The following is a 23,621-nucleotide window of genomic DNA, read 5'->3' as shown; positions in this document are numbered from 1 at the left end:
TCAGAGGTGTCTACCAAACAGGGGTCAGGTCCAGATACGCGCGATTAGTGAAGTAATAATGGCACTGTCCATCAGCCGAATTATCTATCCAGGTTCCCGCAACTGACTAGTTCGAGGCCTGGGGGAAATTGGAAATGCGCGGCGGTTTTGCTCCAACTGCGAGCTACACCGTGGGAAACTCCCGCTGCGGTGGGTCAAAGGCCTTGCCGAATCGCAGCGCATCAGCGCCGACACTTCCGCTTCGTCCCAGCCACAGTCATCCGCGTGGGAGCACGCAGCCGATGACGCGGACTTGGTCTCCGCCGTGCTGGCCGCGCGGGCGTTTCGGGATAGCGTGCGGGAAGCCTTAGAAAAGCAGGAAAGCCCGCACACCACATGGGTGCACGGGCTCTTAGTGTGGAGAGATAGTTCTACTCCGCGCTCTCCTCAGCAGCTTCCTCAGCCGGAGCCTCTTCAGCGGACTCCTCAGCCTCAGCCTCTGCAGCCTCAGCGGCGGCAGCAGCCTCGGCCTCAGCAGCAGCCTTTGCCTCAGCGTCTTCCTTCGCCTTCTTGCGCTTCTCAGTGATGGCCTCAGCGGTCGGGCCGTTGTTGGCCTCCTCGAGCGCCTTGTTGAACAGGTCGAGCTTGGACGGCTTCTCCTCAGCAACCTTCAGGGTGCCCTCTGCACCCTCAAGGCCCTTGAACTTCTGCCAGTCACCGGTGACCTTCAGCAGCTGCAGAACCGGCTCCGTCGGCTGTGCGCCAACGCCCAGCCAGTACTGTGCACGCTCAGAGTCGATGCGGATGAGCGACGGCTCTTCCTTCGGGTGGTAGATGCCGATGTTCTCGATGTAACGGCCATCGCGGCGGGTACGCGCATCAGCGATAACAACACGGTACTGCGGGTTACGGATCTTACCCATACGCTGCAGCTTGATCTTTACAGCCATGATTCTTCCTTCAAGGTCACTGGGCAGTGCAGGCACTCGCCGCTTTTCGACGAGCCGGTTCAGCCCCTAAGATTTCCCTGCGCGTGACTGGCCGGACGGACGTATCCGGATCACGGCTCTGACGCAGGACTTAAAAGATTGTAGTAGCAGCACACCCTCAATCCCAAACCGCTGTTTCAACCTTCTTACCCGTGAGTTGGTTTCCATGGCTCCCAAGCCGCCGAGGTAGTGTTGCAGAAATGACCATACAAGGGCCAAACCGGGGCGCAACCAATCCCGGTACCTCCGGATCGCGCGCGTACCGCGTTGATCTTGACGGCCTGCGTGGCTACGCGATTGCCCTTGTTGTTCTCTTCCACGTTTTTGTTGGCAAAGTCTCCGGCGGCGTGGACGTCTTCCTATTCCTGTCTGGGTACTTCTTCCTAGGCGGACAGTTGCGTTACGCGCTGCGCCCCAACCCGAATCTGAATCCGTGGTGGCCATTCTGGCGCACGGTGCGAAGGCTGGTCCCGGCGCTTGTTGTCGTACTGCTTGCCTCGCTAGCGGGCGTGCTGCTGCTTGCGCCGGAATTGATGGGCGATGAACTTGCCGCCCAATTCACCGCCTCTCTGCTCTACTACCAAAACTGGCAGCTCACAGCGCAGGATGCGGCGTACGCTGCGGCGAGCGACACCACGTCTCCCCTGCAGCATCTGTGGTCCATGTCAGTGCAGGGCCAGTTTTATCTCTTTGGCATTCTCTTCGGGACTGTGCTGGCATGGCTGGCAACAAAGACACAGTTCAACCGCGAGGCAGGCCAGCGCCTATCCATCATCGTGCTGGCCGTGGTTACCATCGCGTCCTTTGCCTATGCCAGCCGCTACGGTCTTTTCGGCACGCCAGCGAACTACTACTCCACGTTCTCCCGCGCGTGGGAGCTCTCCTTAGGGGCACTCCTGTCTTTTGTGCCAGCCCGCTACTTCATCCCAGCACCCGCAAACACCTATACCGCAGGACTTGGCGTAGTACTGATCACCATTACGGGCCTGGTCATTCCCAGCTCTCTGGCGTTTCCTGGCCCGCTGGCGCTGCTGCCGCTGGCCGGTGCCGCACTGATCATTGTGAGCGGCAATGCCAACCCAGTGTCCAACGTGCTGGCTTCCACACCGATGACGTGGCTGGGCAACATCGCCTACTCGCTGTACCTCTGGCACTGGCCGCTGTTGATCATTGTGACGGCTTCCGGCGGCTTTGATAGCCCGCCGCCAATAGTCAGCGTTGCCGTCATCGTGGCTTCCATTGCGTTGGCGCACGTTACCCACGCACTGTTGGAGTCACCGCTGCGGCAGCATCGCAAGCGTCCATTAGCAGGCGAGCACCCCGTGGCTGATGCCCGCAAAACAATGCGCACCCGCGCCGGTGCAGGGCGTGCGGCTGGCGGTGTGCTGATCGCCGCGCTGTTTGTCGGTGCACTCACCGTGCAACCACTGTGGAGCGCCCGCGTGAACATGGAGGACCGACCGCTCGATCCCACGAAGTATCCAGGCGCGCTCGCAATCACAGGTGTGGATGTGCCCAGCATCGCTGCGAAACCGGACCCCTCGCTGATTGCCGGTATTTACCCACAAATTGGTCACCAAGACTGCATGATCTTCCTGCCGGCACCTGCTGATGAAATGCCACGCCCCGACTGCGTCTGGGGTGACACAGAAGCAGACGTCACCGTTGTTATGACAGGCGGTTCCCACATTGAGCCGTTTGTGATCCCACTGGACATCCTGGGCAGGGAGCACGGGTTCAAGGTCGTGCCTTACGTCCGTCAAGAGTGCCCGCTGGTGGTTGGCGGCGAGGATCGCCTCGACATTGTCTCTGAGGTTTGCGCCCAGTGGGGCAAAAACGCCTTCGCGGAGATTGTGCGGCTGGACCCAGATCTTGTCATTTCCACTTCCACTCGCCCAGGTGGCCGTGCCGGTGCCGTGGATACCTCGGCAGACACCGTGCCGGACGCCTACGCCAACCTGTGGTACAACCTGGCACGCAACGAGATCCCGTTCTTAGGTCTGCGCGATAACCCATGGTTTTTCGACCAATTTGGCAACCCCATGGACCCAAATTTCTGCATCGTCGCAGGCGGCACCGAAGCTGACTGCTCCATGCCAACGCGCGAAGTTTACCCCCTGCCTGACCCGGCCGCAGACTACTTAGACGGCACGGATCACCTCTACAGCGTGGATACGTCTATGTGGTACTGCACCGAAACCACCTGCCCACCGCAGATTGGCAACATATATATCTACCGGGACCAGAACCACATCTCGAACGCCTACGCACGCTCGCTGACCCCCTTGTTGTGGGAAGAGATGGCGCCGATTTTCGACGCCCTCAACGTCCCCTACACCGAAAACTAGCCCGGGCAGTTCGCCCGCCCGAGTATCTAGAAGCCCGAGTATCTAGAAGAACTTCCCCTTGCCCATACGCTTCATCGCTTCGTTGAAGTCAAGGTTGTTCAGGTCCATACCCTGCATTCCAGCCGGAAGCTGCTTCTGCAGCGCCTCAAGCTCCTTCGGGTCCGGCATACCGCCACCCATACCCGGCATGCCCGGGAAACCGCCCGGCATGCCGCCACCGGAGCGCTTCACTGGCTTGCGCTTGCCGTTCTTGCCCTTGCGGCCCTTCGGCTTCTTCTTCGTCGCCGAACGGCCACCCATCCCCGGCGCACCCGGGAATCCAAACTGGCCAGCCATACGGCCCATCATCTTCTTCGCTTCGAAGAAGCGCTCCACAAGCTGGTTCACGTCCGCGACGGTGACGCCGGAACCGTTGGCGATACGCTTACGCCTTGAAGCATTGAGGATCTTCGGATCCTGGCGCTCCTGCGGGGTCATGCCGCGGATGATGGCTTGGATGCGATCCAGTTGCTTCTCATCGACCATGTCCGCCATCTGGTTCATCTGCTTGCCGCCCGGCATCATCTTCAGCAGATTGCCAATCGGACCCATGCGGCGAATCATCAGCAGCTGGTCCAGAAAGTCCTCCAAGGTCAGCTCACCAGAGGCAAGTTTGGTGGCTGCTGCCTCGGCGTCCTTTTCGTTGTAAGTCTGCTCCGCCTGCTCAATCAGGGAAAGCAGGTCACCCATGCCCAGGATTCGGCTGGACATGCGGTCCGGGTGGAATACATCAAAGTCATCGAGCTTTTCGCCTGTCGACGCAAACAGAATCGGCTTGCCCGTCACCTCACGAATAGACAGCGCAGCACCACCACGGGCGTCACCATCTAGTTTGGTCAGCACCACGCCGGTGAAGTCCACGCCGGCGGCAAACGCCTCGGCGGTGGAAACCGCGTCCTGACCGATCATCGCGTCAATGACAAAGAGAACCTCATCCGGGTTCACCGCATCACGGATGTTGCGGGCCTGAGTCATCAATTCTTCATCAATACCCAAACGACCCGCGGTATCGATGATGACCACGTCATTCTTATTCTGACGCGCGTACTCCACACCCTGGGTGGCAACCGCCACCGGGTCACCATGGGAGGTACCCATCTCGTGTGCGTACGAGTCTGTGGAGGTACCCGGATCCGGTGCGAACGTAGGCACCTCTGCGCGCTCACCGACAATCTGCAGCTGCTGCACAGCGCCTGGACGTTGCAGGTCACATGCCACCAGCAGCGGGGTATGCCCCTGCTTGGTCAAGTGCTTTGCCAGCTTTCCGGCGAGTGTGGTCTTACCCGCACCCTGCAGACCTGCCAGCATGATCACAGTCGGCGGGTTCTTCGCCAACTGCAGGCGGCGGGTTTCGCCGCCGAGGATGTTGGTCAGCTCCTCATCAACAATCTTGATTACCTGCTGCGCAGGGTTCAGCGCGGCGGAGACGTCAGCGCCCAGCGCACGTTCCTTGACACGCTTGATAAAGGTCTTGACCACAGGCAGCGAGACATCCGCCTCCAGCAGCGCGATGCGAATCTCGCGCGCGGTGGCGTTGATGTCATCCTCGGTGAGCTTTCCTTTCCCGCGCAAGCCACCAAGGGCCGATTGCAAGCGGTCGGACAATGACTCAAACACGTCGCGTACTCCTGTGAACTAATCGCGGATACGTAAAATAACTCCAACCAGCCTAGCGCCTGCGCACGGTGAGGCCGAAACCTGTGTGTTGGCCGAGCCGCTAGCCCAAAAGCGCATCCACGAAGCTTTCCACCTCAAACGGCGCCAAGTCATCAGCGCCCTCGCCGAGGCCAACCAGCTTGACCGGCACACCGAGCTCTTCCTGAACCTGGAAGACAATGCCACCCTTGGCGGTGCCGTCCAGCTTGGTCAGCACCACACCGGTGATGTCTACAACCTCGCGGAACACGCGCGCCTGGGCGATGCCGTTTTGGCCAACCGTGGCATCCAGCACCAGCAGCACCTCGTCCACGTGAGACTTCTTCTCCACCACACGCTTGACCTTGCCCAACTGATCCATCAGGCCAGTTGCAGTGTGCAGGCGACCTGCGGTGTCCACCACCACAACGTCTGCGCCCTGGTCTACGCCCGTAGCCACAGCGTCGAAAGCAACGGAAGCTGGGTCTGCACCTTCCTTGCCGCGGACGGTGGAGGCGCCGACACGTCGACCCCAGGTCTCAAGCTGGTCCGCCGCTGCCGCGCGGAACGTATCGGCTGCACCAAGGACCACGGTGTGGCCCATGGAAACCAGCACACGCGCCAGCTTGCCAGTGGTCGTGGTCTTGCCAGTGCCATTGACACCGACAACCAGGATCACAGCTGGCTTGCCCTCATTCGGCATGGCCTTAATAGAGCGATCCATATCCGGACGTGCTGCCTCGATCAAGGTCTCACGCAGCATCGCGCGCGCCTCGGCCTCGCTGGAAACACCACGCTCGGCGATTTTCTCGCGCAGCGAGTCCACTACCTTCATGGTCAGCTCGGCGCCAAGATCAGCCATGATGAGCGTGTCTTCGATTTCCTCCCAGGCGTCCTCATCCAGGTCACCTGCGGTCAGAATTCCCAAAAGACCCTGACCGATTGCATTCTGGGAGCGCGACAGACGCCCACGCAGCTTGCCAATTCGGCCAGCTGCCGGCTCAATCTGATCAATCTGCGCTTCAGCCGCCGGCGCCGGAGTGACTACAGCATCCTCCGAGACCTCAACGTCCTCAGCCTCCAGTGCCTCCTCCGCACTGTCAGCCGCAACAGCCGCCGCAGCCGCAGCTTCGGCTGCCAGAGCTTCTTGCTTATCGACGTCCACCGGCTCAGGCTCAGCAACCGGCTCAAGCTCAGGCTCAGGGAACGGCTTCGGCTCTTCAACTTGCTCTGCCTGCTCAGCAGCGAGCTGCTCTTCCAAGTGCGGTGCAAGCCCAGATGCTTGAGGCTCTATCGGGGCGGCTGGCTCCACCGGCTCAGCTGCGGGCTCGCGCCTCACCGGCTCCGGCTGTTTCGGAGCGCCGTCGGCCTGCGCGAAGCTAAATCCACCCTTGGCCTGGTAATTGCCAGACTTTTCCTCGCGGGTGAGTTGCTTCGGCTCAGCAGATTCCACTTGCTTTTCAAAGGAGACCGTCTTCGCCTTCTTACGCTGCTTTCCGGCAAGGATGATGCCCAGGATGATCAGCAGCAGTACGACTACGCCAACGACTATCCACAGAACTGTCATGTTTGTCATGCACTCTATAGTGCCAGTCTCGTCCACACCCCTGCCAAAGCATGCGCTGATAAACAGCGTTTAGACAGGAGTCGGCTGCATGCGCTGGGAGATGACGCGGGTCACACCGTCGCCACGCATGGTCACGCCATAGAGCACGTTTGCCACATCCATGGTGGGCTTTTGGTGCGTGATCACAATCAGTTGCGAATCTTCGCGCAGTTCTTCTAGCAGGGCGATGAGGCGGCGTAAGTTGACGTCATCAAGCGCTGCCTCAACCTCATCGAGCACGTAGAACGGGCTGGGACGCGCACGGAAGATGGCCACCAGAAACGCAAGGGCGGTAAGGGACTTCTCGCCACCGGACAACAGCGACAGGCGCTTGACCTTCTTACCTGGCGGTCGCGCCTCAATCTCAAGGCCCGTGGTGAGCATGTCGGTGGGATCGGTCAAGATCAAACGAGCCTCGCCGCCCGGGAACAGCGTGGCAAACACACGCGGGAATTCAGCCTCCACGTCGCGCCAAGCCTCAGTGAACAGGTGAAGGATCTGCGCGTCAACGTCCTCAATCACGCCCTCAAGGTCCTTTCGGGCCTGGATGACGTCTGAAAGCTGGGTGGATAAGAACCCGTAGCGCTCTTCCAGCGCCTTGAACTCCTCCAACGCCAGCGGGTTGACCTTGCCCAGCGCGCGCAGGTCTTTCTCCGCTTGGCGCAAACGCTGCTGCTCAGCATCCAGGTCAAAGTCTTCGCCCGGGGTGTAGCCGGCAATCAGATCATCCACCGAAATACCAAGCGAGGAGGTGGCTTGGGTCTCTGCTTCGTCCATACGCACCTGCGCTTGGGAGCGGGCAATCTCTGCCGCATGTGCCGACTCTTGCGACCGCATGGCGGTCTGGCGCGCAGCCGCCACCGCATTCTTCGCCTCTTGATGGCGTGCGCGAAGTGCGCTGACGTGCGCACCGCGTTCGTCGCGTTGGGACGCTGCCTGGGTCAACGCTGCGTTGATTCGAGTAACCAGCTCTTCCGACATCGCTGCCACAGCATGAGCCAGGTCAGCTTCAGTCTGCCTGCGCTTCTGCGCCTCATCGTGGCGTGCTTTCGCTTGCCGCTCATGTTCCGCCTGTTTGCGCAGCGCGGCGGAGCGCCCCGCATTCGCCTCCGCAGCCTGGCGCGCGGAGCGAAACGCCATGGTGGCTTCCATCTCTGCGGCCTTGACCTGCGTAAGTTTCGCCTGCGCTCGGTCGCGCTCCGCCGTCGAAGGCTCCTCCGTCTCCGGCTCCTCAACGCGGCTGAGACGATCTCGTGTTTCCTCCAACGCCTGCTGACGCTCACGAGCCCGCAGCTCTGCTTCGTTAACGCGGCCTGCGGCCTTCGCGTGTGTCTCTTCGCTCGCACTCGCCTGCTGCTGCAGCCGAGACAGGTCGCGACGCCACGACGCAACCTGCGTGTCATGCTCATTGAGCGCCGCCTTTGCTGCGGCCGCAGCAACGCGTGCGTCCTCCGCTGCAAGTGTCGCGCCCTCCAGAGTGCCGGCGAGCTGTGCCAAGTTCGCACTTGCGGTTTCCAACTCCCGCTGGGCAGCGTCGATCTGGGCAGTAACCTCAACCGTTGTGGTTTGTGCGCTGCCGGCGGCAACCCAGCCTTCCCCAACCAGAACGCCATCGGTAGTAACAGCCCGCAGGCGAGGATCCGTATCCACAATCTCGCGTGCCTGTGCCACCGTGGCCGCGAGCGCAACATCCACCAACAGACGTGTCACCGGTCCCTGCACCTCAGGGGAAAGAACCACGTGGTCCAGCAGCCAATCCACCTGAACGTCCGTCTCTAAACGCCATCGCTGACCACCAACCGCATCAATGATGATCGCGCGCGAAGCCCCACCCAAGGCCTCAATCGCACCCGGAGTCACCTCGCCTACTAGGGCCTCGGCCGCTGCACCGAGTGCCGCGGCAAGCGCGGCGTCATAGCCCGACTCCGCGCTGACCTGCGCCGCCAAGGGACCAAAGCCGTCAAGTACTTCTGCTGCTGGTGACTTCGGTGCTTGCTCGTTGAGCGCAGCAATGCGAGCTTCCAACGCAAATACCGCACGTTCGCGCTCACGGCGCGCATCTTGCAGCTCCGCCAACCTTTCCTCGGCAGCCTGGGCTTCTGCGCGCGCACGTTCATACGCCGCATCCAACGGCCCACGCTCAGATTCAATGACCTGCAACCGCTGCGCTACCTCTGCGGCCTCATCCTGTGCAGCTTGCGCACGTGCCCGGGTTTCGGTGAGCGTCTCTTCTAAGCGACGCACCTCATCTTCCGCTGACTGCACCGCCTGCACCAAGGATTCTTCCTGTGCAAGCAGGCGTACCACACCTTCCCTACGGTCAGCGATCGCACGTAAGCGCGCAAGGTGCTCACGCTCGGCAGCGTCAAACTCCTCTTGGGCCTCTTCAACCAGCTCACGGACCTCAGCCAAACGCTCCGCAGCTTCCTCCGCTGCCTCCAGAGTTTCCGCCTCGCGCTGATCCGCCGCCTTCGCCCGAGCTTCCAACTCCTCCGGGTCCTGACCCGCGTACGGAACCGGCATCGAGGCACTACGGGTGCGTTCTGCCGCAATACGTCCTGTGGCATTGGCTCGTTCCGCCAGTGTGGAGAGACTGAACCAAGTCCGCTGCGCAGCCTCGGCAGCAGGCTGGGCTTCTGCCTGCTTCGCTTCAATCGTCTCCTGGATAGCTACGGCCTCCTCTAGCGCGTCTGCGGCCGTTTCAGCGCCAGCTTTGCGCAGCTGCGCTTCCTCCACCGCCTGGTTATAGGCGTTACGCAGGGTTACGACTTGGTGGCCGGCGATGCGCAGGCGTGCGTCGCGAAGCGTGGATTGCACCGTCGCCGCACGTTTTGCTGCCTCTGCCTGCCTAGCCAACGGCTTCAACTGTTTACCCAGCTCTTCCGTCAAGTCCGTCAGACGGTCCAAGTTCGCTTGCATGCCGTTCAGCTTGCGCTGCGCCTTTTCTTTCCTGCGACGGTGCTTGAGCACGCCTGCTGCTTCTTCAATGAAGGCGCGGCGCTCCTCTGGCCGCGATTCTAGGATTTCTGCCAGCTTGCCCTGGCCCACAATGATGTGCATTTCGCGGCCAATACCGGAGTCGCTCAACAACTCCTGCACGTCCATCAGACGCGCTTTGGCCCCGTTGATTTCATACTCACTTGCGCCATCGCGGAACATACGCCGCGTAATCGCCACCTCTGTGAAATCAATTGGCAGGCGCTTGTCACTGTTGTCAAACGTCAGCGTGACTTCCGCCCGCCCCAAAGGCTTACGCTCTCCGGCACCCGCGAAGATCACATCCTGCATCTTGCCGCCGCGCAGGTTCTTCGCGCCCTGCTCCCCCATCACCCAAGCAAGTGCATCCACCACGTTCGATTTACCCGAACCATTCGGGCCCACCACGGCACAAATGCCGGGCTCGAACTTCATCGTGGTCGCTGAAGCGAAGGACTTAAAGCCCTTCAGCGTCAGCGATTTCAAATGCATTACAGCTGCACCGCCTGGGCGCGCACGTCACCCGGTTCGATGGTGCCGTGCGTGCCAAACTCACGTTGCCAGTACAGAAGCGGCTGGTTCGAGTTCACCTCTGCGGCTTCCACGTCCACCACAACCAGCACGTGGTCCCCTACCGCGATCAGTTGGTTGACGTTGCCTGCGACCCAGGTGTGGTTGCAGGGAAGCTTCGGCGCGCCGTCGACAAGCGAATAGCTCACTCCCTCAAACCTGTCCACACTCTTGTCCGCAAATCGGCGGGCCAGCTCTCCCTGCTCTGTGGACAGCACGTTGATACCAATCGGTGCACCCAGCGTCAACTGCCCAAGCAGCGACGAGCGTTGATCCAAGCTCACCAGCACCATCGGCGGATCCAGCGACAGCGACATAAACGCGCTGACCGTCGTACCATGCGGTGCCTCTTCGGTCCCCGTGGTCACAATGGTCACCGCCGCTGCAAGCTGGCTCATAGCGTCTTTGAACTGTTGTGCTTCCATCAGCGCTCCTCGAATCCGGTTGCCCCCTTCGGCTCACTGTACTGAGCCTGCACCCCATCCACGCGGCCTGGTCGGTTCGCCGAACTCGGTTGCTCTTCTAGCAGGGCTTTCAGCTTATCGACGCCCACCGCATCCCCCTCAGCCACAACCTCCACACGCCCGTCCACAAGATTCTTGGCGTAGCCAGCTAGGCCGAGCTCCAGCGCACGCGAGCGCGTCCACCAGCGAAAACCCACGCCTTGAACATGTCCGCGGACGTGGGCCGTCATGCGGGTCTTAGGCACTGTGTTAGGCACTGTGGCCTTCCTTGCCTTCCTTGCCCAAGGCAACGCGGTCCTCGGCGCTACGGCGGGTCACCGGGTCAGAACCGTCCCAGTACTCAACATTTTTGATCTCCGGCAGCATGTCACGGTGGAATACCGGATCCACGCCCTTGGAGCGCTGCTCGTTGAAGTTTTTCAACAGTTTGATGGCCACACCACCCAGCGGGATGATCGCGATGATGTTGAACAGCGCGAGCAGACCCGCCATGGTGTCGCCCAGCGCCCACACCAGCGGCACAGAGCCAAACGCACCGAAGATGACAAAGCCGATGACCACGACACGGAACACCGTCATCGCAGTCTTGGAGGACGTGAGGTACTCCAGGTTTGCCTGCGCAAGGTAGTAGTTACCAATCACGGAGCTAAACGCCAGGAAGAACAGAATGAACGTGATAGCGTGCGCGCCCCACGCACCCACGGAGTCGGCGAGTGCGGACTGTGTCAGTGCGGCACCCTGGATATCGTCCATGCCGTAGTCCACGGCCGGGCCGAGCAGCACCACAAAAGCGGTAATGGAGCAGACCAGCAGGGTGTCAAAGTACACACCGAGGGTCTGCACCAAGCCCTGCTTTACCGGGTGGGACACGGTTGCCGTTGCCGCAGCGTTCGGTGCGGACCCCATACCGGCCTCGTTGGAGAACAAACCACGGCGCATACCCTGCGTAAACGCCAACCACACGCCAGCACCAGCAACCTGGCGGATACCCAACGCGTGGCCCACGATCATGGCAAACATGTCGGGGATCTCAGTAATGTTGACCACAAGCACCCAAACACCCATCAAGATGTAGGCACCAGCCATGAACGGCACGATGACCTGCGTCCACGACGCAATACGGGTGACACCGCCGAAAATCACCAGCGCGGTCAAGACTGCGATCACGGCAGCAACGATTGCCTTCAGCTGCATCGAGTCACTGTTCAAGGAACCGCCGACAGCCTCTACGATGGAGTTGGTCTGAATCGCGTTGTAGACAAAGCCGTAGGCAAAGGCCAAGAATACGGAGAACAGCACGGCCAGTGGGCGCCAGCCAAGCCCTCGCGTCATGTAATACGCCGGGCCACCGTGGTAGTTACCGTCTGCATCCTTGGTCTTCCACAGCTGTGCCAGAGTTGACTCCACAAACGCGGTCGCGCCACCAAGCAACGCCAGCATCCACATCCAGAACACCGCACCTGGGCCACCGATCGAGATAGCCAACGCCACACCTGCGATGTTGCCGGTGCCTACACGCGAGGCAGCAGAAATAGTGAATGCCTTGAACGCGGACAGGCCGCCGTATTCCTCATCCAGGTCACGACCTTCACGGTCTTTCCCCTTCGGGGTTTCGGCAACAGCCTTGAGCATCGCCGGGAACAGGCGGAACTGCACAAACAACGTGCGCAGACCGAAGTACACACCGGCGGCAACAAGGAACCATGGCACCAGGCTCCAGATGAAGCCGTTAAGTGTGCCATCTACAAAAGAAAAGGCGGAATCCATGGGCGGAAGTCTAGCGAGTTATCTAGAGCACTTGGCAACTTGGGCAGAAAAAACTCGAACGCTGCCCCACCATTACCCGCTCAATTGGGCTGCCGCAGCGCGCACACAGCTCACCCGCACGCCCATAGGCGTGAAGAGACTCCAGGAAGTTTCCGGACTCACCGTTGACGTTCACGTACAAGGCGTCAAAGCTGGTCCCACCTCTGGCAAGCGACTGCGCCATCACCTCACGCGAGGCTTCAAGCACGGCTTCTGCATCACGCTGGCGCATGGTGCGCGCCGTGCGCCACGGTTTGATCCGTGCCGCCCACATCGCCTCATCGGCATAGATGGACCCGATGCCGCTGACCACTTCCTGGTTGAGCAGCACCGACTTCACAGGTGAATTTTTCCGCCGCACGTGACGCGCCGCCTCACGCAGATCAAACGCGGGGTCAAACGGATCCGGCGCAACATGCAGCGCTGGACGCGGAATTCCTGCAACTAGCTCGGCGTACTGCCAGAACCCAAACGTGCGCTGATCCACAAACGCAAGCTCCAAGGGCTCCAGTCCAGGGGCGAGCAGCTCTGCCCGAATGCGTACGTGCGGGCTTTGGGTAAACCCAGGAGCCCCCACAAGCATTTGTCCACTCATGCGCAAATGGGTGAGTAACGCGTGGCCGTTGTCAAGCAGAAGCCACAAAAATTTCCCCCGCCTGCCGGTGCCGGAAATGCTCAGCCCCGGCAAGACCTGGGCTAGATCCACAGTGTTGCCGCGCACCGCACGCGGGTGCAGCACTTCAACAGCACCAAACGTGCGGCCAACCGCAAGCTGATCTAAACCGCGGCGAACAACCTCAACCTCGGGCAACTCTGGCACGCTACACCTCAAACACGTGGTCGCGCAGGTAGCGCACCGCCTTGTGTGCAGCCTCTTGTTCAGCCAGCTTCTTGTTCGGGCCCTGGCCAGTGCCGCGGACCTCACCGTCTATACGAACCTCAGCTGTAAACACCTGGTCGTGCTCTGGACCGTGGGCTTCCGCCGAGTACTCAGCTACCGGCAGCTTCAACTCCGCCAGACGCACCTGCAGATCAGTCTTCCAATCGTGGTGACGGCTCGTTGCCGTAGCGGTGCGCAGCTTCGAATCAAACAAACGCAGCACCACATCACGCGCGGGTTCAAAGCCATGCTCCAAGTACAGCGCGCCAAAGAGTGCCTCGGTGGTATCAGCCAGGATGGACTCCTTCTGCCTACCACCGGTGACCTCTTCGCCCTTGCCAATAATCACATGCGGGCCAAGGTTGATCTCACGAGCTACATCCGCAAGGCCGTAGCGCGACACAATCGTCGCACGCATCGGGGAAAGCTCAGACTCCGGACGGGTCGGGTACAGCTCAAAAAGCTTGGTGGCCACAGACAGGCCGAGAACCGCATCACCTAAAAACTCCAAACGTTCGTTGTTTGGCAAGTGATCATTTTCATTAGCAAAGGAACGGTGCGTCAGCGCCAGCTTCAGCTTCTCATCTGACAGCGGCAAGCCAAGCGCCTCGATCAGTGGGGTGTGATCCACCGCATCATAGGCCAGCTGCCACGCTTCCTCACCACTTACCCGCTTCTTGCGAGACCGGCTCACAGGAACTTCTCCAAACCAGCCCAGCGCGGATCCACTCGCTCCTGCTCCTCGCCCGAAACACCATCGGGTGCAGGAACATCAGAGTCGTGGTCGCACTCCGGCTCACACGTCGGGTTAAACGGCCAGCTCAACCCGGCCTCATCGATAAAGGCCTGCTCCAGATCGACTTTGTCTTCCACAACAGACTTGATCTCATCGCCAGAGCCAGTGTCTTCATCCACCTCTGCGTCCCCAGTAATGAACGCATCGCTGGTAGAAAACACCTGCTCAATCCGGATGCTTTCCGTCGGATTCAGCGTTTTCAAGCAGCGCACGCACTGCCCTGTCAAGGTTGCGGTGGCGGTGGCATCAACCATCACGCCCGAGCCGAGTGGAATTACCGTGGCCTCCACCGTGACGGTTTCCCCTTCGGGGATAGCAATCATTTCCGGACCAATACGCGACGGCGACGGCCCAGTCTGGGTCACCGTAACCGGCATGCCGTCGCCATACAGGACGTCAGCAACATTAATGATGAAGGGATTTTCAGACATAACGCCTTACACACTAGTTGGTGCGCGGGCGACGCGTCCTCTCACGCGCTGGGTAACGCTCAGGCTGCTCGTGACCAGCATCAACTCGCTGCGCACCAGACACTCCAGCGCCGCGACGCAATGCGGAACGATCCGAGCTGACCGTTCGCAGTACCGAAGACAGGGACTCTTCAAACTCCGCCAGCTTCGCATCCACGTAGCTGTCGCACTCAGAGCGCAGGCGGGACGATTCCACGTTGGCCTGCTCCACCAGGCGGCGTGCCTCTTCATCTGCACGGTGCATGACCTCGGATTCTGAGACCAGACGCTGCTGCTGGGCGAGGCCTTCATCCACGCTGCGCTGGTATTCCTGGTTACCGGACTCAACCAGGCGTTCAGCTTCCTCGCGCGCACGGCCGACGGTGGTATCCGCTTCCTCACGAGCCCGCCCTACCAGCGCGTTAGCGTCATTTTCCGCGTTGGATACCAGCATGGTGGCCTGCTCCTGCGCATCAGCCAGCATGGAGTCATACTTTGCATGCGCATCGTCTACAAGCCTGCGCGCCTCATCTTCTGCCCCGTAGACCAGGTCATCAGCGCGCTCTTGGGCGCCGCGCAGAATCTCGTCCTGCTTGTCCAGTACGTCCTGAGCATCATCTAGCTCTTCCGGTAGCGCGTTACGCAAATCATCCAGAAGTGCCAGCATCTCGTTGCGCGGCACCATGCAGTTCGACGTCATGGGCACGCCGTAGGCTTGCTCCACCGTTTGGACAAGTTCATCGAGAGCTTCAAAAACGCGGTACATGCCTCAAACACTACGGCGCAAACGGAGCATTTTGCTTTACGACGCTCCGTTACCCCACAAACCGCCCTAGATCAGGCGCTAGATCACGCCCTGCGCCAACATGGCGTCAGCCACCTTGGTAAAGCCCGCAATGTTGGCGCCCACAACGTAGTCGCCCTCACGGCCATATTCCGCAGCGGTGTTCTTTGTCACCTTGAAAATGTTGGACATGATCTTGTGCAGGCGCTCATCCGTGTAATCGAAGCTCCAGGAATCGCGCGATGCGTTCTGCTGCATCTCCAGTGCGGAGGTAGCCACACCACCGGCGTTGGCTGCCTTGCCTGGCCCGAAGCTGATCTTTGCCTCACGGAAGACCTCAACCGCATCCGCGGTGGACGGCATGTTTGCACCTTCCGCCACGTAGCGCACACCGTTGGCGATCAGGGTGCGTGCGTGATCAGCATTCAGCTCGTTCTGCGTCGCACACGGCAGTGCCACATCTGCCTTGAGATCCCAGATGGAACCGTCCTCGTGGAAGGTGGCTCCCGTTGAGCCCTCAACGTAGGAGGAAACGCGCTCACGGCGGCGCTCCTTGACGTCACGCAACAGCTCAACGTCCACACCGTTGGGCGTTTCCACCCAACCGGAGGAGTCGGAAAAACCGACCACGGTTGCGCCCAGCTCCTGGGCCTTGGCAATGGCGTAGATAGCCACGTTGCCGGAGCCGGAAACGATCACGCGCGCACCGTCGAGAGAATCTTCCTTGGCCTTGAGCATCTCGTTGGTGAAGTACACCGTGCCGTAGCCGGTTGCCTCCGTACGTGCCAGGGAACCACCCCAGGTCAAGCCCTTACCGGTGAGCACACCGGACTCGTGCTGGTTTACCAGGCGACGGTACTGACCAAACAGGAAGCCGATCTCACGGCCGCCAACACCGATGTCGCCTGCCGGTACGTCGCGGTACTCACCGATGTGGCGCCACAACTCCGTCATAAAAGACTGGCAGAAACGCATGATCTCGCCCTCAGATTTGCCCTTCGGGTCAAAGTCCGAGCCACCCTTGCCGCCACCAATTGGTAGGCCGGTCAGGGAGTTTTTAAAGATCTGCTCGAAGCCCAGGAATTTAATCACACCCAGGTTCACGCTCGGGTGGAAACGAAGACCACCCTTGTACGGGCCCAGTGCGGAGTTGAACTGGACGCGGAAACCGCGGTTGACGCGAATGTTGTTGTTGTCATCCATCCACGGCACGCGGAAGATAATCTGGCGCTCTGGCTCACACAGGCGCTCGATCAGGCCATAATCTGCGTAGTGCGGGTCCTTCTCCAGGACAATCTTCAAAGAGTCCAGCACCTCTGCAACAGCCTGGTGGAACTCCGGTTCACCTGCGTTGCGCTTCAGCAGTTTGTCGTAATAGCCAGCTACCTCTTGATCAATTGCACTCATTTCGGGCAACCTCCATAATCTCAGTTCTCAACTTTGCAGCAGGCTCATACGGCGGCGGGTTGTACCTCAAGCCGGGATGTCTTTACACCGTGCCGCGATAAACTTTAGCCCTATATTGTTCACGCACACACATTTTTTTCATTTTCGAGGTTACAAGGAATATGAGCTTCACCACTTCTTCCCGCCCAAGCACTCCTGTTGAGGAGGAGCGCAGCGCCAGCGTTGTCATTGCTCCCGATGCGTTCAAAGGCTCGGCTAGCGCGGAAGATGCCGCACAGTGGCTGGGAGAGGGTGTCCGCGAGATTATTCGGGACGCAGAGGTTTTGCTCGCCCCGATGGCAGACGGCGGTGAAGGCACTTCCACGTTGTTTGAAGGCGAACGCATTACCTTGCCCACCACGGATGCGGCTGGCCGCCTGACTGAAGCGACCTACACATATGATGCTGCAACGACTACTGCGTTTATCGATGTTGCTGCCGCTTCCGGCTTGCCAGTCGTGGCTGATTCCCCGGTGGTGATGACTGGAGATACCTATGGCACTGGCGTGCTGATTGCAGACGCCCAGACGCGCGGCGCGACCCGCATCGTGCTTGGACTGGGAGGATCGGCCACCGTTGATGGTGGCACGGGTATTTTGGTCGCCCTTGGCGCGAACCCGCTCAACGCCGCTGGATACCAGCTCTCCCCGGGTGGCGGACATCTGCGTGAAATCGCTGATCTGGATACTGCCAAGGTGAACATCCCCGCAGGCGCGGTGGAATGGGTGCTGCTGACAGACACGTCGGCACCCGCGTGTGGCGCCGACGGTGCGGCAGCCGTATTCGGCCCTCAGAAGGGCGCGTCGCACCAGGACGTCGCCGTGTTGGATGAGGGTCTTGCCAAGCTGTGCGAAGTCGCCGGGATTGATCCTGCAACCCCGGGACTTGGTGCAGCCGGTGGCGTGGGCATTGGCATTACCTGGCTGTCCACACTCCTGCACGGCAACGCTGAGCATGTGAGCATCCAACCCGGCGCGCGTGTGGTTGCGCAGGCCAATGGTGTGGTGGATGCGTTGCAGCGTGCGTCGCTGGTGATTACAGGTGAGGGCGCGTTTGACTCCCAGACGGCCACCGGCAAGGTGGTTGCCACACTGTGTGATTTGGTTTCGGAGCACAATCCGCAGGCGGTTGTTGCCATTGCGGCGGGCGCGTTTAACGCGGATGTAGCCCAGGTCGCGGGTGCGGATCCTATCGCGGTCACGCTGTCAGACAGCAGGAACGTGCGCGAGCAGCTGATCCAGGCCGGCCGTGAGATCGCCGTGGCCTACCTCAATATCTCCACCATCCAGGGGTAGACGGACGGCACTTCGAACTGATCTTGCTGTTCGAGTGCTGCCGGGTCATCCGGCAGTGTGGCCTTGGGCGTCAGGATGCGTGATAGCCCCATGGCAAGACGGTTGTAGCTGTCGGCGCCTTCCGCGTCGATGAGGTAGCGGTGTACCTCGGCGCCGTCCTCTTCGGCGCTTACACCGCGGTCGGTTTCGTAGGTGGCGGCGAGTTGGGTGTGCGACGCGGCGTCGATAAGCACGATGCCCCCTTCAACCACTGTGGCGGCGGTGAGCATCTCTCGGCGCACCAGGATGTCGAGCGCACGGCGAAATGCGGCTCCGATTTCGGGGGCATGCGCGGGCGGGACGAGGACATCGAATCGAATCTTCGGCATGGAGCCAAGGCTAGCGCGAGTAGTGTGCAAGGCATGCCTTTCCCTCTCTCTTCAACGAGAAACGCTTTGTCCACCATGGCTGACGGCACGCTGAAGCAGATCAGTCCGTTTACCGGCACGCAGGTGTGGACTGTGCCTGGGCGCGGTAATCGGCCGCTGAGTGCGCCGAAGAAGGACCCGGAGCCGCTGGGGCCGGATGCGCATGTGGATACCTGCAATTTCTGTCAGGCGCGCCTGCTGGCTACCCCGCCGGAGAAATCCCGAATGGTACGCACAGCACGTGGTTGGGAGATTCTTCGGGATCAGTTCCCGGATCAGCTGGAGAAAACGCGGGCGGAGTTTCGCCGTGTGCCCAACCTCTTTGAAATCGTCTCCTATGACTACTGGGCACAAAATTATGGTTACGAGATGCCCACTGACCGCCGGGCCCATATGGAGGCTTACTTGGCGGATCCTGCTGGCCGCGAACACGTGTACGCGATTGCCCGCACTCGCCTAGCTGCCTCCGGCATGAGCAGCGACCCGAGCGAGGAGGAGCTTCAGGCCATCGTTCCTGCCTACTTCGGCGGTGGACACGACGTGATCATTGCCCGCAGACACTTCATCGACGGCGCTAGCGATACCTCCCAGCTGGCCAGCTCCGGCACACTCACCCCGGATGAGCACCACGCGTTTATCGCTTTTACTATCGACGCTTTGCGTAACCTCTTAGCATCCAACCCCTACAGCCCATACGTAGTGGTGTTCCAGAACTGGTTGGCTGCCGCCGGTGCGAGCTTTGAACACCTGCACAAACAGCTAGTAGCAATCGATGAACGCGGCGTGAACGCCGATCTGGAGATTGCGAAACTGCGCCAGAACCTGAACTTATACAACGAGGTTGGGGTGAACTTCGCCCAGCAACACAACTTGGTGATTGCGGAAAATGACTACGCAGTAGTTGTCGCCGGCATTGGGCACCGCTACCCCACCGCCAACGTGTATTCCAAGTCCGCAACGTGTGAACCGTGGCTGCAAAGCGACGAGGAAGTACGCGGCTTTTCTGACCTTCTGCAGGCAATTCACGCCGCAACCGGCTCAGATGTTGCCTGCAATGAGGAGTGGCACTACCGCCCGGTTGACTTGGATGTGCCCATGCCCTGGCGTGTGAACCTGAAGTGGCGGCTTTCCACAGTGGCTGGTTTTGAAGGTGGGACGAAGATCTATGTCAACACGCTTTCCCCCTTTGACGTGCGCGACCGGCTAGTGACCAACCTGTATCGCCTGCGCGATGAAAACGCGATCGCGCTGGGTATTCGCATTGCCGCTGAGTGTGGAGTGGAGCGCAACGTGCTGAAATACAACCCAATGCTGAAAGGAAGTGAATAACAGTGGCCGATTTTGCCCGTACCGTTTCTAACCTGATCCGTGACTACCCCATCGACGCCGCATGGCAGCGCGGGGTCTACGAATGGATGCACATGCACCCGGAGCTTGCGATGCGGGAGGTGGAAACGCAGCGCAGGATTGTAGAAGAGCTCTCGCGCTTTGACTGCCGCGTCATCACCCCGATTGGCGGCACCGGCATTTGTGCCGTGTTTGAAAATGGGCCAGGCAAAGTGGTATTGCACCGCGCGGATTTCGACGCGCTGCCGGTTGTAGAGGAAACCGGCGTGCCGTACGCCTCCACCAACGCAGCGATGCACGCATGCGGCCACGACATTCACACAACTGCATTGTTGAGTATGTGCGATGTGCTCGACCGTGCACGCGAGCACTGGTCTGGCACGTTTGTGGCACTGTTCCAACCGGCGGAAGAAACAGGCGAGGGTGCTGAGGCGATGGTGGCCGACGGGCTGCGTGAGAAAATCCCTGCCCCTGACATCTGCTTCGCCCAGCACGTGATGCCGGGCTTGGCGGGCGAGGTGATGAGCAAACCCGGCCCACAGTTCGCCGCGTGTGATTCCATCCGCATCACCATCCCCGGCCGCAGCGCGCACGGCTCTATGCCACACGAAGCGATCGACCCGACGTTTACCGCCGCGATGATTATCCCCCGCCTGCAGGCCATTGTTGGCCGCGAGGTCAATCCGGCTGACTTTGCCGTGATCACCGTCGCGTCCATGCATGCAGGCAGCACGAATAACATCATCCCAGGTTCCGCGGAGCTGGTGCTGAACTGCCGCTTCTACTCCGATGAGGTCAAGGCTCAGGTCTATGCGGCAATTGAGCGCGTGGTGCGTGCTGAGGTGGTTGCCTCTGGTGTTGATGAGCAGCCGAGCATCTCCTATTTCGCCCATGGGGAGCTTCTGAATAATGACGCCACCGTGTTCTCCTCTATCCGCCCCCTCCTAGACACCCACTTCGGTCCGCGCTCTGTGACCGCTGACCCGAAAACCGTCTCGGAGGATTTCCCCGCCATCCCCGCCGCGTTCGATGCGCCGTACTTCTTCTGGCTGGTTGGTTGCACACCCGAGGCGGACTTTCGCCGCGGCAATATCCCGGTCAATCACATGCCAACGTTTTTGCCGGATTACGAGCCAACAATCCGTTCCGCCACGGAGGCTGGTTTGGTCGCTGTCTTGAGCGTTCTGGGTGCCGGTGCGGCGGCGCAACGCTGAGTAAATCGCTAGACGCCTGTAGGCTTGGGTGCCATGAGCACTCAAGCGAATACGCACGCATCTCAGCCTGCGCTTCAAGATTCTCTCGCGGGCCACGTTAAGAGCTTCTCCGGCCGCGCGCCGGAGACGTCGACGGTGAAGAAGTTCTGGACTGGTCTTTCCGCCGCCGTGGTGGAGCAGATTGCAGAGAACTGGGAGGCCACGCGCGAAACCTACGCTGCGGGCCGCCAGGCATCGTATTTCTCTGCAGAGTTTCTGCAGGGCCGCGCACTGCTGAACAACCTGACCAACCTGGGGCTTGTGGATCAAGCCCAGGAGCTGACTCGTTCCATGGGCCACGAGCTTTCAGACGTGTTGGAGGCCGAGCACGACGCCGCGCTTGGTAACGGTGGCCTGGGACGTCTGGCAGCCTGCTTCCTCGATTCCGCCGTGACGCAGGACTACCCGCTGACCGGCTATGGCTTGCTGTACCGCTACGGCCTGTTCCGCCAGGAGTTCGTGGACGGCTTCCAGAAGGAACACCCGGATGCTTGGAAGGAGTCCTTCTACCCGTTCATCATCCAGCGCGGAACGCAGCAGCGTTTTGTGAAGTTTGATGACATGCAGGTTCGTGCCATCCCCTATGACATGCCGATCACCGGCTACGGCACTGACAACGTTGGCACGTTGCGGCTTTGGGACGCCGCGCCGATGCACGAGTTCGACTACGACGCGTTTTCCTCTCAGCGTTTCACCGACGCCATCTTGGAGCGCGAGGCTGTCCACGACATCACGCGTGTGCTGTACCCGAACGACTCCTCCTACGCGGGCAAGCTTTTGCGCGTACGCCAGCAGTACTTCTTCTGCTCAGCGTCCCTGCAGGAGCTGGTAGACAACTACGTTGCCCACCACGGTGATGACCTGCGTGACTTCCACAAGTACAACTCCATCCAGCTCAATGACACCCACCCGGTGTTGGCTATCCCTGAGCTGATGCGCCTGCTTTTGGATGAGCACGATATGTCTTGGGAGGACGCCTGGGAGGTCACCACCAAGACGTTCGCCTACACCAACCACACGGTGCTGCAGGAAGCGCTGGAGACCTGGGAAGAGTCCATCTTCAAGCAGCTGTTCTGGCGCATCTGGGAGATTGTGCAGGAGATCGACCGCCGCTACCGCCTCGACATGGAGGCAAAGGGCATCGGCCCGGAGCTGGCACACCGCTACTCCCCGGTGCACGACGGCATGGTGCACATGGCGTGGATTGCCTGCTACGCCTCCTACTCGGTCAACGGCGTGGCTGCGATCCACACCGAGATTATTAAGCGCGACACCCTGGGCTACTGGCACGACCTGTACCCGGAGCGTTTCAACAACAAGACCAACGGCGTAACCCCGCGTCGCTGGCTGCGTATGTGCAACCCGCGCCTGTCTGCGCTACTTGATCGCCTTGCTGGTAATGACGACTGGGTAACGGACCTGGCCAAGCTCAAGGAGTTGCGCACCTACGCTGATGATCCGAAGGTGCTGCGCGAGCTTCGTGAAATCAAGGCCGCCAACAAGCAGGAATTCGCCGCCTGGATTCTGGAGCGCCAGGGTATTGAGATTGATCCGGATTCCGTCTTTGACACCCAGATCAAGCGTCTGCACGAGTACAAGCGTCAGCTGATGAACGCCCTGTACGTGCTGGACCTGTACTTCCGTATCACCGAAGACGGTGAGCGCGACATTCCGAAGCGCACCTTCATCTTCGGTGCGAAGGCCGCGCCGGGCTACGTGCTGGCTAAGGGCATTATCAAGCTCATCAACACCATCGGTGAGCTGGTGAACAATGACCCTGAGGTGTCCAAGATCATCCGCGTGGTGTTCGTGGAAAACTACAACGTTTCCCCGGCAGAGCGCATCATCCCGGCCTCGGATGTTTCTGAGCAGATCTCTATGGCCGGCAAGGAAGCTTCCGGTACGTCCAACATGAAGTTCATGATGAACGGCGCGCTGACGCTTGGCACCATGGACGGCGCCAACGTTGAGATTGTTGATGCGGTTGGCAAGGAAAACGCCTACATCTTCGGTGCTTTGGAAGAAGAGCTGCCGGAGCTGAAGCGCAGCTACGACCCGCGTCAAGCTGCCCAGGAGACCCCGGGGCTGATGCGCGTGTTGGATGCACTGACCAACGGCACGTTGGATGACCAGGGCACCGGTCTGTTCCACGATCTGAAGCAGTCGCTTCTAGATGGCTTTGGGTTCGACGACCCGGACGTGTACTACGTCCTCGGTGACTACGCCTCCTACCGTGAGACCCGTGACCGCATGGCTGCCGACTACTATGCAGACCCTGAGGATTGGGCGCGCAAGTGCTGGATCAACATTTGTGAATCCGGCCGCTTCTCCTCGGACCGCACCATCCGCGATTACGCGGAGGAAGTCTGGGACATCACACCCACCCCGATTGCTCAGTAACCGGGTTTCCTAACACGGATTTTCTGACCCCGGACAGCACCACGAAGCACGACGCTTCCGGTGCTGTCCGGGGTTTCGTGTGTATCCCCATGAATTAAGTCAGGCCTGTAAACGAGGGGCCCTCATTTACAAAACCCCAGGTCGCCTTCGTC

General features: G+C 60.3%; 18 protein-coding genes. 5 read left to right on the top strand and 13 right to left on the bottom strand.

Features of this window, described 5'->3' with window-relative positions; genetic code table 11:
- Positions 1 to 410 precede the first annotated feature (410 nt).
- Complete coding sequence (rpsP, locus tag HMPREF3101_RS11600; RefSeq protein WP_070465895.1) at positions 411 to 929, bottom strand: 30S ribosomal protein S16; 519 nt, start codon at positions 927 to 929, stop codon at positions 411 to 413.
- Positions 930 to 1,168: 239 nt separating this feature from the next.
- Between rpsP and HMPREF3101_RS11595 the strand changes: the two genes are divergently transcribed.
- Positions 1,169 to 3,316: an acyltransferase family protein gene (locus HMPREF3101_RS11595; RefSeq protein WP_070465891.1), complete on the top strand. Its 2,148-nt coding sequence runs from the start codon at positions 1,169 to 1,171 to the stop codon at positions 3,314 to 3,316.
- Between the two features lie 42 nt (positions 3,317 to 3,358).
- Here HMPREF3101_RS11595 and ffh read toward each other — a convergent pair whose 3' ends face one another.
- The 11 genes from ffh to gdhA form a co-directional block, all read right to left on the bottom strand.
- Positions 3,359 to 4,972, bottom strand: a complete 1,614-nt coding sequence (gene ffh / locus HMPREF3101_RS11590) for a signal recognition particle protein (RefSeq protein ID WP_070465889.1) — start codon at positions 4,970 to 4,972, stop codon at positions 3,359 to 3,361.
- Between the two features lie 100 nt (positions 4,973 to 5,072).
- Entirely contained in the window at positions 5,073 to 6,557 is a 1,485-nt protein-coding gene (gene ftsY, locus HMPREF3101_RS11585) for a signal recognition particle-docking protein FtsY (RefSeq protein ID WP_070465897.1), read from the bottom strand.
- A 69-nt stretch (positions 6,558 to 6,626) separates the two neighbouring features.
- A complete protein-coding gene (gene smc, locus HMPREF3101_RS11580; protein ID WP_070465888.1) occupies positions 6,627 to 10,064 on the bottom strand; it encodes a chromosome segregation protein SMC in 3,438 nt (1,145 codons plus the stop codon).
- Positions 10,064 to 10,567, bottom strand: a complete 504-nt coding sequence (locus HMPREF3101_RS11575) for a flavin reductase family protein (RefSeq protein WP_070465885.1) — start codon at positions 10,565 to 10,567, stop codon at positions 10,064 to 10,066. Before HMPREF3101_RS11575 ends, smc begins: the two co-directional genes overlap by 1 nt.
- Positions 10,567 to 10,836, bottom strand: a complete 270-nt coding sequence (locus tag HMPREF3101_RS11570; protein WP_070465882.1) for an acylphosphatase — start codon at positions 10,834 to 10,836, stop codon at positions 10,567 to 10,569. The genes HMPREF3101_RS11575 and HMPREF3101_RS11570 overlap by 1 nt, the downstream gene beginning before the upstream one ends.
- A gap of 19 nt (positions 10,837 to 10,855) precedes the next feature.
- Positions 10,856 to 12,373, bottom strand: a complete 1,518-nt coding sequence (locus HMPREF3101_RS11565; RefSeq protein WP_070465877.1) for an alanine/glycine:cation symporter family protein — start codon at positions 12,371 to 12,373, stop codon at positions 10,856 to 10,858.
- 22 nt (positions 12,374 to 12,395) lie between these two features.
- Positions 12,396 to 13,232, bottom strand: coding sequence for a bifunctional DNA-formamidopyrimidine glycosylase/DNA-(apurinic or apyrimidinic site) lyase (gene mutM / locus HMPREF3101_RS11560; RefSeq protein ID WP_070465873.1), 837 nt, complete (start codon positions 13,230 to 13,232; stop codon positions 12,396 to 12,398).
- 1 nt (position 13,233) lies between these two features.
- Positions 13,234 to 13,986 (bottom strand): ribonuclease III, encoded by a 753-nt coding sequence (rnc, locus tag HMPREF3101_RS11555; protein ID WP_070465870.1) that lies wholly within the window; start codon positions 13,984 to 13,986, stop codon positions 13,234 to 13,236.
- Entirely contained in the window at positions 13,983 to 14,519 is a 537-nt protein-coding gene (locus HMPREF3101_RS11550) for a YceD family protein (RefSeq protein ID WP_070465867.1), read from the bottom strand. The genes rnc and HMPREF3101_RS11550 overlap by 4 nt, the downstream gene beginning before the upstream one ends.
- Before the next feature lie 13 nt (positions 14,520 to 14,532).
- Positions 14,533 to 15,303: a DivIVA domain-containing protein gene (locus HMPREF3101_RS11545; protein ID WP_070465865.1), complete on the bottom strand. Its 771-nt coding sequence runs from the start codon at positions 15,301 to 15,303 to the stop codon at positions 14,533 to 14,535.
- Between the two features lie 78 nt (positions 15,304 to 15,381).
- Entirely contained in the window at positions 15,382 to 16,728 is a 1,347-nt protein-coding gene (gdhA, locus tag HMPREF3101_RS11540) for an NADP-specific glutamate dehydrogenase (RefSeq protein ID WP_070465862.1), read from the bottom strand.
- A gap of 161 nt (positions 16,729 to 16,889) precedes the next feature.
- Here gdhA and HMPREF3101_RS11535 point away from each other — a divergent pair, with 161 nt between their 5' ends.
- Positions 16,890 to 18,062 carry a glycerate kinase family protein gene (locus tag HMPREF3101_RS11535; RefSeq protein ID WP_070465859.1) on the top strand — a complete coding sequence of 391 codons (1,173 nt, stop codon included), beginning with the start codon at positions 16,890 to 16,892 and terminating at the stop codon, positions 18,060 to 18,062.
- Here the strand turns inward: HMPREF3101_RS11535 and HMPREF3101_RS11530 are convergent.
- On the bottom strand, positions 18,032 to 18,430 hold the full coding sequence (locus HMPREF3101_RS11530; RefSeq protein ID WP_070465856.1) for a hypothetical protein: 399 nt from the start codon (positions 18,428 to 18,430) through the stop codon (positions 18,032 to 18,034). The genes HMPREF3101_RS11535 and HMPREF3101_RS11530 overlap by 31 nt on opposite strands.
- Positions 18,431 to 18,463: 33 nt before the next feature.
- Between HMPREF3101_RS11530 and HMPREF3101_RS11525 the strand changes: the two genes are divergently transcribed.
- Genes HMPREF3101_RS11525 through HMPREF3101_RS11515 form a run of 3 tightly spaced genes read left to right on the top strand, consistent with a single transcriptional unit; the run spans position 18,464 to position 23,469 of the window.
- Positions 18,464 to 19,798, top strand: a complete 1,335-nt coding sequence (locus HMPREF3101_RS11525; protein ID WP_210386206.1) for a DUF4921 family protein — start codon at positions 18,464 to 18,466, stop codon at positions 19,796 to 19,798.
- Positions 19,799 to 19,800: 2 nt separating this feature from the next.
- A complete protein-coding gene (locus HMPREF3101_RS11520; RefSeq protein WP_070465850.1) occupies positions 19,801 to 21,030 on the top strand; it encodes an amidohydrolase in 1,230 nt (409 codons plus the stop codon).
- Positions 21,031 to 21,063: 33 nt separating this feature from the next.
- Positions 21,064 to 23,469, top strand: coding sequence for a glycogen/starch/alpha-glucan phosphorylase (locus tag HMPREF3101_RS11515; protein ID WP_070465847.1), 2,406 nt, complete (start codon positions 21,064 to 21,066; stop codon positions 23,467 to 23,469).
- The last annotated feature ends 152 nt before the right edge of the window (positions 23,470 to 23,621 follow it).

It is taken from the genome of Corynebacterium sp. HMSC29G08, from assembly GCF_001806875.1.
In the GTDB taxonomy this organism is placed as follows: Bacteria; Actinomycetota; Actinomycetes; order Mycobacteriales; family Mycobacteriaceae; genus Corynebacterium.
Note: the sequence above shows the minus strand (reverse complement) of the source record. Positions and strands in the feature narration are given on the sequence as shown.

Coding starts and splice junctions, on each gene's coding strand:
- rpsP (WP_070465895.1), bottom strand. CDS start 929: ATGGCTGTAAAGATCAAGCTGCAGCGTATGGGTAAGATCCGTAACCCG.
- HMPREF3101_RS11595 (WP_070465891.1), top strand. CDS start 1,169: ATGACCATACAAGGGCCAAACCGGGGCGCAACCAATCCCGGTACCTCC.
- ftsY (WP_070465897.1), bottom strand. CDS start 6,557: ATGACAGTTCTGTGGATAGTCGTTGGCGTAGTCGTACTGCTGCTGATC.
- smc (WP_070465888.1), bottom strand. CDS start 10,064: ATGCATTTGAAATCGCTGACGCTGAAGGGCTTTAAGTCCTTCGCTTCA.
- HMPREF3101_RS11575 (WP_070465885.1), bottom strand. CDS start 10,567: ATGGAAGCACAACAGTTCAAAGACGCTATGAGCCAGCTTGCAGCGGCG.
- HMPREF3101_RS11570 (WP_070465882.1), bottom strand. CDS start 10,836: ATGACGGCCCACGTCCGCGGACATGTTCAAGGCGTGGGTTTTCGCTGG.
- HMPREF3101_RS11565 (WP_070465877.1), bottom strand. CDS start 12,373: ATGGATTCCGCCTTTTCTTTTGTAGATGGCACACTTAACGGCTTCATC.
- HMPREF3101_RS11550 (WP_070465867.1), bottom strand. CDS start 14,519: ATGTCTGAAAATCCCTTCATCATTAATGTTGCTGACGTCCTGTATGGC.
- HMPREF3101_RS11545 (WP_070465865.1), bottom strand. CDS start 15,303: ATGTACCGCGTTTTTGAAGCTCTCGATGAACTTGTCCAAACGGTGGAG.
- gdhA (WP_070465862.1), bottom strand. CDS start 16,728: ATGAGTGCAATTGATCAAGAGGTAGCTGGCTATTACGACAAACTGCTG.
- HMPREF3101_RS11535 (WP_070465859.1), top strand. CDS start 16,890: ATGAGCTTCACCACTTCTTCCCGCCCAAGCACTCCTGTTGAGGAGGAG.
- HMPREF3101_RS11530 (WP_070465856.1), bottom strand. CDS start 18,430: ATGCCGAAGATTCGATTCGATGTCCTCGTCCCGCCCGCGCATGCCCCC.
- HMPREF3101_RS11525 (WP_210386206.1), top strand. CDS start 18,464: ATGCCTTTCCCTCTCTCTTCAACGAGAAACGCTTTGTCCACCATGGCT.
- HMPREF3101_RS11515 (WP_070465847.1), top strand. CDS start 21,064: ATGAGCACTCAAGCGAATACGCACGCATCTCAGCCTGCGCTTCAAGAT.